12 protein-coding genes are annotated in these 13,600 nt (G+C 70.7%); 9 read left to right on the top strand and 3 right to left on the bottom strand.

Annotation, left to right across the window (positions count from 1 at the left end):
* Positions 1-865: 865 nt before the first annotated feature.
* The 3 genes from WAT24_RS16530 to WAT24_RS12450 all read left to right on the top strand — a co-directional run bounded on the left by WAT24_RS16530 (position 866) and on the right by WAT24_RS12450 (position 5,507).
* Complete coding sequence (locus WAT24_RS16530; protein WP_425605302.1) at positions 866-1,540, top strand: glycoside hydrolase family 2 protein; 675 nt, start codon at positions 866-868, stop codon at positions 1,538-1,540.
* 3 nt (positions 1,541-1,543) lie between these two features.
* Positions 1,544-2,986 (top strand): glycoside hydrolase family 125 protein, encoded by a 1,443-nt coding sequence (locus WAT24_RS12455; RefSeq protein ID WP_336808210.1) that lies wholly within the window; start codon positions 1,544-1,546, stop codon positions 2,984-2,986.
* Between the two features lie 88 nt (positions 2,987-3,074).
* A complete protein-coding gene (locus tag WAT24_RS12450; protein WP_336808209.1) occupies positions 3,075-5,507 on the top strand; it encodes a GH92 family glycosyl hydrolase in 2,433 nt (810 codons plus the stop codon).
* 121 nt (positions 5,508-5,628) lie between these two features.
* Here the strand turns inward: WAT24_RS12450 and ligD are convergent, their stop codons facing one another.
* Both ligD and ku read right to left on the bottom strand, forming a co-directional pair.
* Positions 5,629-6,555, bottom strand: coding sequence for a non-homologous end-joining DNA ligase (ligD, locus tag WAT24_RS12445; RefSeq protein ID WP_336808208.1), 927 nt, complete (start codon positions 6,553-6,555; stop codon positions 5,629-5,631).
* 76 nt (positions 6,556-6,631) lie between these two features.
* Entirely contained in the window at positions 6,632-7,588 is a 957-nt protein-coding gene (gene ku / locus WAT24_RS12440; RefSeq protein ID WP_336808207.1) for a non-homologous end joining protein Ku, read from the bottom strand.
* A gap of 116 nt (positions 7,589-7,704) precedes the next feature.
* Here ku and WAT24_RS12435 point away from each other — a divergent pair, with 116 nt between their 5' ends.
* The 3 genes from WAT24_RS12435 to WAT24_RS12425 are packed head-to-tail and all read left to right on the top strand — an operon-like array spanning position 7,705 to position 9,465.
* Complete coding sequence (locus WAT24_RS12435; protein WP_336808206.1) at positions 7,705-8,343, top strand: YceI family protein; 639 nt, start codon at positions 7,705-7,707, stop codon at positions 8,341-8,343.
* A complete protein-coding gene (locus WAT24_RS12430; protein ID WP_336808205.1) occupies positions 8,327-8,902 on the top strand; it encodes a cytochrome b in 576 nt (191 codons plus the stop codon). The genes WAT24_RS12435 and WAT24_RS12430 overlap by 17 nt, the downstream gene beginning before the upstream one ends.
* A complete protein-coding gene (locus tag WAT24_RS12425; protein WP_336808204.1) occupies positions 8,899-9,465 on the top strand; it encodes a YceI family protein in 567 nt (188 codons plus the stop codon). Before WAT24_RS12430 ends, WAT24_RS12425 begins: the two co-directional genes overlap by 4 nt.
* A gap of 38 nt (positions 9,466-9,503) precedes the next feature.
* Here WAT24_RS12425 and WAT24_RS12420 read toward each other — a convergent pair whose 3' ends face one another.
* On the bottom strand, positions 9,504-9,734 hold the full coding sequence (locus tag WAT24_RS12420; protein WP_336808203.1) for a glutaredoxin family protein: 231 nt from the start codon (positions 9,732-9,734) through the stop codon (positions 9,504-9,506).
* A gap of 75 nt (positions 9,735-9,809) precedes the next feature.
* On the opposite strand from WAT24_RS12420, the gene WAT24_RS12415 reads away from it, so the two are divergent.
* The 3 genes from WAT24_RS12415 to WAT24_RS12405 all read left to right on the top strand — a co-directional run bounded on the left by WAT24_RS12415 (position 9,810) and on the right by WAT24_RS12405 (position 13,477).
* Positions 9,810-11,192, top strand: coding sequence for an L-serine ammonia-lyase (locus tag WAT24_RS12415; protein WP_336808202.1), 1,383 nt, complete (start codon positions 9,810-9,812; stop codon positions 11,190-11,192).
* A gap of 2 nt (positions 11,193-11,194) precedes the next feature.
* A complete protein-coding gene (locus WAT24_RS12410) occupies positions 11,195-11,626 on the top strand; it encodes a GNAT family N-acetyltransferase (protein WP_336808201.1) in 432 nt (143 codons plus the stop codon).
* A 186-nt stretch (positions 11,627-11,812) separates the two neighbouring features.
* Positions 11,813-13,477, top strand: coding sequence for an APC family permease (locus tag WAT24_RS12405; RefSeq protein ID WP_336808200.1), 1,665 nt, complete (start codon positions 11,813-11,815; stop codon positions 13,475-13,477).
* The last annotated feature ends 123 nt before the right edge of the window (positions 13,478-13,600 follow it).

The raw sequence follows: 13,600 nt of genomic DNA, 5'->3' as shown, positions 1-13,600 counted from the left end.
GGGCGCGAATCTGGTGCCGTTCGACAGCTTCCCCACGCGGGTCACCGCGGCGCGCATGCGCGCGGTCCTGCAGGCCGCCCGCGACGCGAACATGAACATGTTGCGCGTGTGGGGCGGCGGCTACTACCTGCCGGACGCGTTCTACGAGGACGCCGACCGGCTCGGCCTGATGGTGTGGCAGGACTTCATGTTCGGCGGCTCGATCCCGCCCTACGACCGCGCCTTCGTGGCCAACGTGCGGCAGGAGGCGCTGGAGCAGGTCGAGCGCCTGCGCGACCATCCCAGCCTGGTGCTCTGGTGCGGCAACAACGAGGTGCAGAGCAGCTGGGCGTCTTGGGGCGACCGCCTCGCGCTCAAGCGCACGCTCGCGCCGGCCGAGCGCACCCGGATCGAGCAGGGCATGCGCCACCTGTTCGGCACGGTGCTGCGCGAGGTGGTCGCGCACCACGATGCCGACGTGCCCTACTGGCCCAGTTCGCCCAGCACCGGCGGCGACGGCATGGCCAGCGCGCTGGACGAGGGTGACTACCACTATTGGGACGTCTGGTCGGGCGAGGCCAGGCCGGCCGAGGCCTACCTCGACGTCACGCCGCGCTTCCAGTCCGAGTACGGCCTGCAGTCGATGCCGTCGCTGCAGACCATCCGCGACCTCGCCGGCCGCACCGACCTGCGGTGGGACGCGCCGGTGCTGCGCGCGCACCAGAAGTTCGACGGCGGCAACGGCACCGCACGCCTGCTCGACTACGTGCGCCGCGACTACGGCGAACCGAAGGGCCTGGCCGCCTTTGTCTACCTCAGCCAGCTGATGCAGGCCGAAGGCATCGGTCTCGCCGCCGAGCACCTGCGCGCCGCACGCCCGCGCGCGATGGGCTCGCTGTACTGGCAGCTCAACGACGTGTGGCCGGCGGTGTCCTGGTCGAGCATCGACGTGGCCGGGCGCTGGAAGGCGCTGCAGTTCCGCGCGCGCCGCTTCTACGCGCCGCTGCTGGTGGCCGCGCTGCGCCACGATGGGCAGACCACGGTGTCGCTGGTCTCCGACCGCACCGGGCCGCTGCCGGCACGCTGGCGCATGCGCCTGATGGACGTGGGCGGCAAGGTGCTGGCCGACCACGACGCGCAGGTCACCCTGCCGCCGCTTTCCAGTACGGAGGTCGCCCGCTATGGCGACGCGCAGCTGCTCGGCAGCGCCGATCCGCACCGCACCTTCGCCGTGTTCGAACTGCTCGACGGCAACGCGCCCGCCTCCCGCGCGCTGGTGTTCTTTGCCCCGCCGAAGGACCTGCACCTGCCGCTGCCGCACCTGCGGGCGCAACTGGAGCCGACGGCCGACGGCTATGCGCTGACCCTGAGCAGCGACGTGCTGGCGCGCGCCGTGTGGCTGTCCTTCGACGGGCTGGACGCCGAGCTGTCGGACAACAGCCTGGACCTGCTTCCCGGCGAGCGCGTCACGCTGACCGTCCACAGCCGCGCACCGCTTGCCGCGCTGCGCCGGGCCCTGCGGGTCCAGGACCTCGCCCACGTCATGACCGGAGGGAAATGAGCCATGCCCACGCGGCGCGAGATTCTCAAGCTGTTCGGCACCGCGGCGGTGGCGGGCGCTCTCGTTCCCGGCGGGCCGGCCCGTGGCGCGGTACCGTCGACCACGTCTTACCCGAGCCGGCGCCCGCCGCCGGCCAAGCGGCGCTTCACCAGCGAGGCGGTGGAACGGCAGCTGGCCGCGGTGCAGGCGCGCATCGGCGACCCCAAGCTGGCCTGGATGTTCGGCAACTGCTATCCGAACACGCTCGACACCACCGTCGAGCTGGGCACCCTCGAGGGCAAGCCGGACACCTTCGTGATCACCGGCGACATCGAGGCGATGTGGCTGCGCGACTCCTCCGCGCAGGTGCACCCCTACGTCCCGCTGGCGCGGCAGGATCCCGCGCTGCGGCGGCTGTTCCGCGGACTGATCCGCCGGCAGGCGCGCTGCATACGCCTGGACCCCTACGCCAACGCCTTCATGCCCGACCCGCGCGCGCAGCCGCTGTCCTGGGCACGGCAGGACGCGACCGAGATGAAGCCGGGCGTGGGCGAGCGCAAGTGGGAGATCGACTCGCTGTGCTGGCCGATCCGCCTGGCGCATGCCTACTGGCAGGCCAGCGGCGACGCCGAGCCCTTCGACGACGACTGGCGCGAGGCGATGCACCGCGTGCTCGCCACCTTCCGCGAGCAGCAGCGCCGGCACGGCCCCGGGCCGTACCGCTTCCAGCGCCCGACCGACCGGCCCACCGAGACGCTTGCGCTGGACGGCTACGGCGCGCCCACGCGCCCCAACGGCATGATCCATTCGGGCTTCCGGCCCTCGGACGACGCCTGCCTGTACCCGCTCTCGGTGCCTTCCAACCTGTTCGCTGTCGCATCGCTGCGGCAGCTGGCCACGATGAGCCGCGCCCTGCACCGGGACGCCACCTTTGCCCAGGCCTGCGAGGCGCTCGCCGACGAGGTCGAGCAGGCGACGCACCGCGACGGCCGCCTGCGCGACGCCGACGGCGGCGAGTACTGGGCCTACGAGATCGACGGCTACGGCAACCGCCTGTTCATGGACGACGCCAACGCGCCGAGCCTGCTCAGCCTGCCCTACCTCGGCTGCTGCACCCGCGACGACCCGCTCTACCGGCGCACGCGAGCGCGGGTCTGGAGCGAGCACAACCCCTACTTCTTCCGGGGTCGCGCCGCCGAAGGCGTCGGCGGCCCGCACGAAGGCCTGCGCATGATCTGGCCGATGTCGCTGACCATGCTGGCGCTGACCAGCGACGACCCGGCCGAGATCCGCCGCTGCCTGCGCTGGCTGCGCGACACGGACGCCGGCAGCGGCTTCATGCACGAGGCCTTCGACCAGGACGACCCGGCGCACTTCACCCGTGCCTGGTTCGCCTGGGCCAACACGCTGTTCGGCGAACTGATCGTCGGGCTCGCCGCGCACCGGCCGGAGCTGCTGGGCGCATGAATGCGATGCCCTCTCGCCACCACCTCGGTCCCTGCCGCCCGGGCGGCACGGATCCCGCCACCTCCCCGCACCCACCGGAGAACTCGACATGGTGACTCGCAGACGCTTCCTGCAGGGCATCGGCGCCCTGGCCGTCCTCGGCGGCGCCACGCCACTGCCGGCCCTGGCCCTGGCGCGCCCCCGCGACCTTCCCGGCGACGCCACGGGGTCCGACATGGGCGTCTCGCGCTACGTCGACGTGTTCGTCGGCAGCGGCGGCCACGGCCACACCTTCCCGGGCGCCACGCTGCCCTGGGGCATGGTGCAGCTCAGCCCCGACACCAACGACAACGGCTGGGACGCCTGCTCGGGCTACCACCAGGGCGACGGCTCGATCATGGGCTTCTCTCACACGCACCTGTCCGGCACCGGCGCCAGCGACATGCTCGACGTGCTGGTGATGCCGGCGCAGGGCCCCGTGCGGCTGCAACCGGGCGAGCGCGGCCTGCCCGACCAGAACTACCGCTCGCGCTTCGACGGCCAGGTAGCCGAAGCGCGCCTGGCGCCCGACGTGCAGGGCCGGCCGGGCACGGGCTACCGCTCGCGCTACGACTCGGAGCAGGCCGTGCCGGGCTATTACCGCGTGCACCTGACCGACCACGACATCCTCGCCGAACTCACCGCCACCCTGCGTGCCGGCCTGCACCGCTACACCTTCCAGGGCCAGGGCGACGGCCATCTGCTGGTCGACCTGGCGCACGGCTACCACGACAGCGCGAAGGTGCCGGCCAAGGTCAGCGACGCGCAGCTGCAGCTGATCGGCGACGACCTGCTGGTCGGCAGCCGCCGCGTGCACCAGTGGGCCAACGGGCGCCACCTGTACTTCGCCATGAAGCTGTCGCGGCCGGTCAGGCGCGCCACGCTCTACCGCGAGGATCAGGCGCTGCCGGATGGCGCGCGCGAGGCCCGCGGCACGCACCTCAAAGCCGCGCTGCACTTCGAGGACGTCGCCAGGGAGCCGCTGCTGGTGAAGGTGGGCATCTCCGCGGTCGACATCGAGGGCGCCCGCCGCAATCTCGACACCGAGCTGCCGGACTGGGACTTCGAACGCGTCCGCCGCGAAGCCGCCGACACATGGGAGCGCGAGCTCTCGCGCATCCGCATCGACACGCCCTCGGAGGACACCCGCCGGATCTTCTACAGCGCGCTGTACCACACCATGCTCGCGCCCACGCTGTTCGACGACGTCGACGGCCGCTACCGCGGCATGGACCTCAAGGTGCACACGCTGCCCAAGGGCCAGCACAACTACAGCACCTACTCGCTGTGGGACACCTACCGCGCGCTGCATCCGCTGCTGACGCTGTACCAGGCTGAGCGCGTGCCCGACCTGGTCAACGGCCTGGTGCGGATGGCCGCCGAGAGCCCGGACGGCCCGCCGGTGTGGCCGCTGCAGGGCGTGGAGACCGGCTGCATGATTGGCTACCACTCCGCCTCGGTGATCGCCGAGGCGCAGGCCAAGGGCTTCACCGGCATCGACTACGCCAAGGCCTGGCCGCTGTTCCGCAAGCGCGCGATGGACGACGACTACCGCGGGCTCACCTGGTACCGCAAGCTCGGCTACATCCCCGCCGACAAGGACTGGGAGTCGGTTAGCAAGACGCTCGAGTACGGCTACGACGACTGGGCGCTGGCCAACCTGGCCGAACGCCTCGGTGCCCACGAGGACGCCGCGCACCTGCGCGAGCGTTCGCGCAACTACCGAAACGTGTTCGACAAGGCGGTCGGCTTCGTGCGGCCGCGCGGCAGCGACGGCACGTGGCTGGAGCCGTTCGACCCGCGCGCCATGGGCCACTCCGAGCAATGGCGCGACTTCACCGAGTCCAACGCCTGGCAGGCGACCTTCCTCAACCAGCACGACCTGTACGCCTACATGCAGCTGTTCGGCGGCCCCGAGGCGTTCGAGCGCAAGCTCGACGCGCTGTTCTCGGCCGACTCGTCGCTGCCCGGCGACGCGCCGCCGGACATCGCCGGCATGGTCGGCCAGTACGCGCACGGCAACGAGCCGGGCCACCACGTGGCCTACCTCTATGCCTACACCGGCGCACACCACAAGACCCAGGCGCGCGTGCGCATGCTGCTGGAGCGCATGTACCGTGCCGCGCCCGACGGCCTGGCCGGCAACGAGGACTGCGGCCAGATCAGCGCGTGGTACGTGATGGGTGCGCTGGGCCTGTACGCGGTCGACCCGGTCAGCACCCACTACGTGTTCGGCAGCCCGCTGCTGGACCGCGCGGAGCTGACCCTGGCCGGCGGCAAGCGGCTGCTGGTGCAGACGCACGGCAACGGCCCGGGCCGGCCGTACATCCAGTCGGTACGCTGGAACGGCACGCCGTGGACGAAGAGCTGGATCAGCCACGCGGAGCTGGCCGCCGGCGGCACGCTGGAGTTCACCATGGGCGCCACGCCCAACAAGGCCTTCGGCGCCGCGCCCGCGGACCGGCCGCCGGCCTTCGGCAAGCCGGCCAGCGAGCAGGTGTAGCGCCCACGCGGGTCACGGCCTTCGCCAAGGAAGCCGCCCCGCTTCGTAGTGGGAGCGAGCTTGCTCGCGATGCCGTGGCTCTGACGCGCCAACGAGATGAGCATCGCGAGCAGGCTCGCTCCTACGGTTTCGGCAGGCGCTGCTGCAGCTTGGCGATGCCCTCCCACGGATCGGCCTTCAGGCCGGCGGCGCGCTCGAGCGCCGCGCGCAGGTCGAACGCCGCACCGCCGGTGACCTTGCCCAGCTCCTCCCAGCGCAGCGGCATCGCCACCGGTGCGCCCTCGCGCGCGCGCAGCGACCAGCCGCACACGCTGGTCGCGCCGCGCGCGTTGCGCAGCCAGTCGATGAAGATCCGGCCCTGGCGCTCGGCCTTGCTGGCGGTCGCCACGTAGAGCTCCGGCTGGCGCGCGACCATGCCCCTGGCGAACGCCTCGCAGAAGTCCTTCACCTGCGGCCACCCCGGTCCGCGCCGGAACGGCAACACCACGTGCAGGCCCTTGCCGCCACTGGTGCGCACGAAGCTCTCCAGGCCGGCCTCCCGCAGCCGCCCGCGCATGTCCCGCGCGGCGGCGACCACCGCCTTCCACGGGACCTCCGGCGCGGGGTCCAGGTCCAGCACGATCCGGTCGGGCGCGTCGGGCTTGTCCACCCGCGCGCCCCATGGATGGAACTCCAGCGTGTTCATCTGCACCAGTTCCAGCAGGCCCTTGAGATCGCGGATGTAGACGTAGTCGTCCGTGCCGCCCTGCTTCTCCTCCAGCGGAACGGCGCGCACGCTGGGGCCGAGCTTGGCCGCATGATGCTTCTGGAAGAAACACGCGCTTTCGGTGCCGCCCGGGCAGCGCACCATCGACAACGGCCGGTTGACGAGCTCCGGCAGCATCCAGCGGGCTACCGCGGCGTAATAGGCGGCGACCTCGCCCTTGGTGACACCGTTGTCGGCGTAGACCACGCGTCCCGGATGGGTGATCGCGACGCCCTCGATGACGGTCGCCTTGCGCCCGCGTGCCGGCTTGCCGCTCGCGGCGGCGGTGCCTGGTATCGCCATCACGGTTCACCCCGGCCGTTACGGCACCCCGCCCGCCGCCGGAAACCATGCGTCCGGGAAGCCGGGCCTGGCACGATCACCCCGCCTTGCGCCCCTTGCGCGTGGCGGCCTTCTTGGCGGGCGTCTTGCGGGTGGCGGTCTTCTTCGGCTCGGCCTTGGCCTTCTTGGCGGCAGCCTTCTTGGCCGCGGGCTTCTCCTCCTCGCCCTTCTCGCCGCCGCCGCGCGCCGGCGTGCGCTGCTTGCTCTCGATGCTCTTCTTGAGCAGCGCCATGAAGTCGACCACGTTGGTGGTGGCGTTCGCGTGCGCCGGCTCCTCTTCCTCCAGCCGCGTGGTGATGCCCTTGCTCTTGAGCCGCTGCTCGATCACCGCGGTGAGGCGCTCGCGGAACTCGTCGCGGTAGTGCTCCGGCTGCCACTTGCCGGCCATCGACTCGATCAGCTCGCCGGCCATCTCCAGCTCGCGGTCGCTGATGCGGTACTCGGCCATGTCCTTGTCCGGCAAGGCGTACTCGGAGGCGTCGACCAGCTCCTGCGGGAAGCGCAGCAGGATCAGCATCAGCGCCTCGCCCTGCGGCATCACGGCGCACAGGTATTCGCGGGTACGTATGACCACGCGCGCAATGCCGATCTTGCCGGTGCGCTTGAGCGTCTCGCGCAGCAGCACGTAGCCCTTCTCCGCCTTCTTGCCCGGTACCAGGTAGTAGGGCTTCTCGTAATAGGCGGGGGTGAGCGCGTCGGCATCGATGAAGGTGTCGATCTCGACCGTCTCGTGCGTTTCCGGCGCGGCCTTGCGGATGTCCGACTCGTCAAGCACCACGTAGTTGCCCTTGGAATACTCGTAGGCCTTGACGATGTCCTTCCAGGGCACTTCCTCGCCGGATTCGGCGTTGACGCGTTCGTAACGGACCGGCTGGTTGTTGCGCTGGTCGAGCATGCGGAAATGCAGATCGACCTTGCGTTCGGCCGTCATCAGGCGGATCGGGACGTTGAGCAGCCCGAACGACAAGGTGCCGGTCCAGATCGGGCGAGCCATGGCAGCCTCCACGGGGGCGGGTTTCGATGGTAGGCACGATTCGCGTGCAGGAAACGCCAACGCGCAACCGCCGCGGGCGCTGGCGCCCGCGCGCACGATCGGCCAGACTTCGTGGCATGTCCGCCCTTCGCGCCATCGCCCGCCTGCCTGCCTGCGCAGCCCTGCTGCTGCCGCTGGCCTCGCACGGCACCGAAGCGCATTACCGCTACGACCCCGTGCACAGCCAGATCCTGTTCAGCGTGGACCACAACGGCTTTTCCCGCGCGTTCGGGCGGCTGCACATCGCGCGCGGCTGGCTGCGCTTCGACCCGGACGACTGGAACGGGGCCGCCACCGAACTGGACATCGACCTGGCTGGCCTGGACATGGGCGATGCCGCCTGGAGCAAGGCCGTGCTCGGGGCGGACTACCTCGACGCCGCGCATGCCCGCTACGCGCATTTCGCCAGCACGTCGGTCGAACGCACCGACGACCACCGCGGCGTACTGCACGGCCGGCTCACCCTGCGCGGCATCACCGTGCCGCTGGACATCCCGTTCACCTTCAACCGCCAGGCGCGCACGCTCTACGGCCTGCACACCGTCGCCGGCTTCTCGGCGACCGCCTCGCTGGACCGCACCGCCTTCGGGATCACTGCCCACCCGAACACGATCGGCCGCCACGTGGACGTATGGTTGCAGATCGAGGCGATCCGCGACCGCGACCGCGGCGTACCACCTTCCTCCGCCAGGTCGACCGATGCCCCTGCGCACTGACGCTTTCCGCTGGGGCGCCGTCGCCAAGACCTTCCACTGGTCGATGGCGCTGCTGATCCTGGGCAACGGGGTGTTCGGCCTGTGCATGGACCTGGCCGCCACGCCGATGCAGAAGATCAACTGGATGGCCCTGCACAAGTCGATCGGGCTGAGCGTGCTGGCGCTGTTCCTGCTGCGCCTGCTGTGGCGGCTGTTCGACGGCGAGCCGCGCGAGCTGCCGGCACCGCGCTGGCAACAGTGGGCCGCACGCGCCGTGCATGCGGTGCTGTACCTGCTGGTCGCGGCGCTGCCGCTGTCGGGCTGGTGGTTCAACTCGGTGCGCGGGTACCCGCTGCAGTTCTTCAAGCTGTTCAACCTGCCGGCGATCGCCGCCAGGGATGCCGACCTGCGCCGGCTGGCGCACGAGGTGCACGAGTACCTGTTCTGGTTCCTGCTGCTGGTGCTGGTCGCCCACGTGGGCGCGGCGCTGAAGCATCATGTGTTCGATCGTGACGACGTGCTACGCCGCATGTGGCCATTCGCGCGTCTCCGCCAAGGACCGAAGGGAGATTCCGCATGAAACGCAAGGCCCTGGCGCGGCTGCTTCCGCTGCTGCTGTCTTTCCCCGCCATGACCGCCGCGGCGGCCGACTACCGCGTGCAGCAGGACCAGAGCACGCTCGGCTTCACCGCCACCTTCCAGGGCGCGCCGTTCCAGGGCAGCTTCGGCCAGTGGCACGCCGACATCCGCTTCGACCCCGCGCACCTGGCCGATGCCCGCTTCGACGTGACGGTGGATACCACCAGCGCCCGCACCGGTGACGAGGACCGTGACGGCGCGCTGCCGGGCGCGGACTTCTTCAATGCCACCCGGTTCCCGCAGGCGCACTACGTCACCACCGGGTTCCGCCGGCTGGGCGGCAACCAGGTGATCGCGGACGGCAAGCTGACCCTGCGCGGCGAGACCCACCCGCTCAGCCTGACCGTCACCTTCACGCCGCAGGACGGCGGTACCGCGCTGATGGACGTGACCGGCACGATCAAGCGCCTTGACTACGGCGTGGGCGGCGGCGAGTACGCGGACACCTCGGTGATCGGCAACGACGTGACGGTCAACGCGCACCTGGCGCTCGCCCCGAAGTAGCCGCCCGGCCCCGGCCAGCCTTCCCGCCGGCGGGAGGGCTAGCCGCGCACGAACGCGCGCACCGCGTCCGCGTCGAACGGCCAGTCCAGTTCCCGCCCGTCCCGGCGGTCGCGCAGCACCGGCACGCGCGTGCCGTAGCGGGATTCCAGGGCCGGAGCGTCGTCCACCCAGACGCTGTCGAACTCCGGCGCGCGTGCCTCGGCGAGGACTGCCAGCGCCTGGTCGCACAGGTGGCAGTAATCGCGCTGGTAGAGGACGAGATCGGCCATGCGGCGGCGAACGGACTGCCGGAGGTGGGGCGGGCGCGTAGAATAGCGGGTTCACCCCTCCTGCACAGCGCAACCATGGCCGTCAGCGTCTTCGACCTCTTCAAGATCGGCATCGGGCCGTCCTCCTCGCACACGGTCGGACCGATGCGCGCGGCCGCGCGTTTCGGCGAGCGCTGGCTGGCGGAAAAGGGCGTGCTCGAGCGCGTCGCGCGCGTGCGCGGCGAACTGTACGGCTCGCTGGCGATGACCGGCCGCGGCCACGGCACCGACAAGGCGGTGCTGCTCGGCTTCGAGGGCCACCACCCCGACACGGTCGATCCGGACGCGATCCCGGGCATCCTCGAGCGCATCCGCGGCAGCGGCCGACTGCGCCTGCTGGGCCGCCACGAGATCGCCTTCGACGAGAAGGCCGACCTGGTGTTCAACAAGCGCCAGAAGCTGCCGTTCCACACCAACGGCATGCGCTTCACCGCCTACGACGCCGAAGGCAACGTGCTGGCCACGCGGGACTACTACTCGGTCGGCGGCGGCTTCGTGGTCAACCAGGACGAGGCAGCCGAAGACCGCATCGTCGCCGACACCACCGAGCTGCCCTACCCGTTCTCCACCGGCGAGGAACTGCTCGGCCTGTGCGAGCGGCACGGCCTCACCATCGCCCAGCTGATGCTGGCCAACGAAGGCGTGTGGCGCCCCGAGCCCGAGACCCGCGCCGGCCTGCTGACCATCTGGCAGGCCATGCAGGACTGCGTCACGCGCGGCCTGCGCTCGCCCGGCACGCTGCCCGGCGGCCTGCACGTGGCGCGCCGCGCGCCGGCGATGGCCGAGGAGCTGCGCAACCAGCCCGAGGCGGCGCTGAAGGACCCGCTCACCATCCTCGACTGGGTCAACCTCTACGCGCTGGCGGTCAACGAGGAGAACGCCGCCGGCGGTCGCGTGGTCACCGCGCCGACCAACGGCGCGGCCGGCATCGTGCCGGCGGTCGGCCACTACTACCTGCGCTTCTGCCCCAAGGCGGACGAGAACGGCATCGTCGACTACCTGCTCACCGCCGCGGCGATCGGCATCCTGTACAAGGAGAACGCCTCGATCTCCGGCGCCGAGGTCGGCTGCCAGGGCGAGGTCGGCGTGGCCTGCTCGATGGCCGCCGGCGGCCTCACCGCAGCGCTGGGCGGCAGCATCTGGCAGGTCGAGAACGCCGCCGAGATCGGCATGGAGCACAACCTGGGGCTCACCTGCGATCCGATCGGCGGGCTGGTGCAGATCCCCTGCATCGAGCGCAACGCGATGGGCGCGGTCAAGGCGATCAACGCCAGCCGCATGGCGCTCAAGAGCGACGGCAAGCATCGCGTGAGCCTGGACAAGGTGATCCGCACCATGCGCGACACCGGGCGCGACATGAAGGACAAGTACAAGGAAACCAGCCGCGGCGGGCTGGCCGTCAACGTGATCGAATGCTGAGCATGGAACCGCGCCTCGATCACGCCCGCACGGACGACGAGATCACGGCCACCTTCGAGGTGATGCGCCAGATGCGGCCGGAGCTGGTCGCTGACGGCTACCTGGCACGGATCCGCGCGCTGATGGACCACGAGGGGCTGCGCCTGCTCGCGCTCAGCGACGATGGCGTGGTGCGCGGCGTGGCCGCCTACCGCGTCATGGACATGCTCTATTGCGGCCGGCTGCTCTACGTGGACGACCTGGTGGTCGACGAGCGGGTGCGCTCGCGCGGCTACGGCGCGCGCCTGCTCGAGCGGCTGGAGCAGGAAGGCCGCGCGCTCGGCTGCAGCGAGATCCAGCTGATCTCCCGCGTGACGCGCGAGCAGGCGCACCGCTTCTACTTCCGCCAGGGCTTCGGCATCGAGTGCTTCCATTTCCGGCGCCGGCTCGGCTGAGCCGGGCCTGGCCGCTTTCGGCAATCCAGACGTCCAACGCATTCCGCGCGGCGCCGCGGCCCTTCCGGACGCCCGGCCTGCACCCCGGGTCCACGCATGGGCTGACAGCGACGTGAACGGTCTGTCATCATCGGGCCTTGTGCTGTCCGAACGGCGCAGATCCGTTCCACCGATCCGGGAGCCCGCATGTATTCACCCAGTTCCATCCGCCGCGACGTCGGCCCCTTCGCCCTCATGCTCACCGGCCTGGGCTCGATCATCGGCTCAGGCTGGCTGTTCGGCGCCTGGCGTGCCGCCGGCCTGGCCGGCCCCGGCGCCGTGTGGGCGTGGGTGCTCGGCGCGGCCATCATCATGACCATCGCGCTCACCTACGCCGAGCTCGGCGCCATGTTCCCCGAATCCGGCGGCATGGTGCGCTACAGCCACTACTCGCACGGTTCGCTGGTGGGCTTCATCGGCGCCTGGGCGAACTGGATCGCGATCGCCTCGGTGATCCCGGTCGAGGCCGAAGCCTCGGTGCAGTACATGGCCTCGTGGCCCTGGCAGTGGGCGCAGGACCTCTACATGCACATGCCCGACGGCCACGGCGAGCTGACCAAGGCGGGCCTGGCCATCGCCGCCGCGCTGGTGGTCGTGTACTTCCTGTTCAACTTCTGGAGCGTGAAGCTGTTCGCGCACTCGAACACCGCGATCACCGTGTTCAAGCTGGTGGTGCCGGCGGCGACCGGCCTGGCGCTGATCGCCAGCGGCTTCCACGGCGAGAATTTCTCGGTCGGCGTGCACGGCGGCAGCCATGCGATCGACTTCGCGGCGGTGCTCACCGCCGTGGCCACCGCCGGCATCGTGTTCAGCTTCAACGGCTTCCAGAGCCCGGTGAACCTCGCCGGCGAGGCGCGCAATCCGGGCAAGAGCATTCCGTTCGCGGTGCTCGGCTCGATCGTGCTGGCCACCATCGTCTACGTGATCCTGCAGGTGGCCTATATCGGCGCCGTGCCGCCGGACCTGCTGGCCAAGGCCGGCTGGCACGGCATCGACTTCCGCTCGCCGTTCGCGGAGCTGGCGATCATCGTCAACCTGCACTGGCTGGCGATGCTGCTCTACGTCGACGCCTTCATCAGCCCCAGCGGCACCGGCATGACCTACACCGCGACCACCGCGCGCATGCTCTACGGCATGGAACGCAACGGCACCATGCCGGCGGCGCTGGGCCGGGTGCACCCGAAGTGGGGCGTGCCGCGCCCGGCGATGTGGGTGAACCTGGTGGTGGCGTTCCTGTTCCTGTTCTTCTTCCGCGGCTGGGGCACGCTGGCGGCGGTGATCTCGGTGGCCACGATCATCTCCTACCTGACCGGCCCGGTCAGCGTGATGACCCTGCGCCGCACCGCGCCCAGCCTGCAGCGCCCGCTGCGCCTGGCCGGCCTGCCGGTGATCGCCGGCATCGCCTTCATCATGGCGACCGAGCTTCTGTACTGGGCGCGCTGGCCGCTCACCGGCGAGATCATCCTGCTGATGGTCGTGGCCCTGCCGATCTACTTCTACTACCAGGCCAAGGCCGGCTGGCACGACTTCGGCCGGCAGATGAAGGGGGCCTGGTGGCTGGTGGTCTACCTGCCGACCATCGCCGCGCTGTCGTGGGCCGGCAGCGCCACCTTCGGCGGCAAGGACTACATCCCTTACGGCTGGGACCTGCTCGGGGTGGCGGTGATCGGGCTGCTGTTCTACGGCTGGGGCGTGAAGTCCGGCTGGCGCACGCCGTCGGTCGAGGCGGCGGAGATCGAGGCGCGCGAGGAACCGGGTGTGCCGCTGGTGCCGCCGGACGAGGAGACCTCCGAGCGGCTCACGGGCCACTGAGACCCTGGAAAGCCAAGAACGCGCGGCCCACGAGCCGCGCGTTTTTTTGGCAGCCGCAGACGGAAGAGTCGACCTGGGAGCCACCCGGGAGGCATACCCGCGCTTGCCTACGCGCCCCTCGCC

It is taken from the genome of Fulvimonas yonginensis (genome assembly GCF_037137055.1).
GTDB classification, from domain to species: Bacteria; Pseudomonadota; Gammaproteobacteria; order Xanthomonadales; family Rhodanobacteraceae; genus Frateuria_A; species Frateuria_A yonginensis.
This window is presented reverse-complemented; position numbering and strand designations above follow the sequence as displayed.